Source organism: Pseudomonas syringae group sp. J248-6, from assembly GCF_032586995.1.
GTDB lineage: Bacteria > Pseudomonadota > Gammaproteobacteria > Pseudomonadales > Pseudomonadaceae > Aquipseudomonas > Aquipseudomonas amygdali.
The window spans coordinates 1-788 of the sequence record NZ_JAWHOP010000049.1 but is presented as its reverse complement, the minus strand read 5'-3'; the positions used below and the strand labels follow the sequence as shown (position 1 = coordinate 788).

At 52.8% G+C, this 788-nt stretch carries 1 protein-coding gene; it reads right to left on the bottom strand.

The features are described from left to right. The coding region (locus tag RYC17_RS26795; protein ID WP_316904791.1) for an IS3 family transposase at window positions 1-788 on the bottom strand (788 nt) is incomplete at both ends.

Here is a 788-nt window from a genome sequence, read left to right as displayed (position 1 = left end):
CCGTTGAGCTTCAGCTTGATGCGGTCATGGTTGTAGTAGTGGATGTACTCATCCAGACCTGCTTTCAACTCATCGATGCTTTCAAACTGTTTCAGGTAGAAAAACTCGGATTTCAGTGTACCGAAAAAGCTTTCCATTGCCGCATTGTCCAGGCAGTTGCCCTTACGGGACATGCTTTGTTTGACGCCTCGTACCGATAGCTTATGGCGATACTGCGCGTGTTGATACTGCCAGCCCTGGTCCGAGTGCATCACAAGCTTCGGCTCGTCCTGCAACTGCTGCAACGCCTTGTCCAGCATGCTGGTGACCAGCTCAAAGCTCGGCCTTGTCGACACTTCATACGCCACGATTTCACCGTTGTACAAGTCCATTACGGGTGAGAGATACAGCTTTCGATTGCCTACCTTGAACTCAGTCACATCGGTCACCCACTTCTGGTTCGGGCGTTGCGCGCTGAAATTGCGCTCCAGCAAATTCGGCGCAATGGTTCCGATTACGCCCTTATAGGAGCGGTATTTTTTGGGGCGCACCACTGATCGCAGGCCCAGTTCTGCCATCAGTCGTTCTACAACCTTCTTGTTGACCAAAATACCTGCATTGCGAATGACCGCCGTGATACGCCGAGCGCCATAAAGGCCTTTCTCCTCGTGGTAAATGCTTTCGATTAACTGTTTCAAAGCAGCATCGGGATCGGGTCTGGATTGCACCTGAACCTGGTAGTAAAACGTGCTGCGTGCCAAGCCCGCCAGCCTCAGCAGAGCGCAAAGCGGGAACCGGCCCCTCAGTTG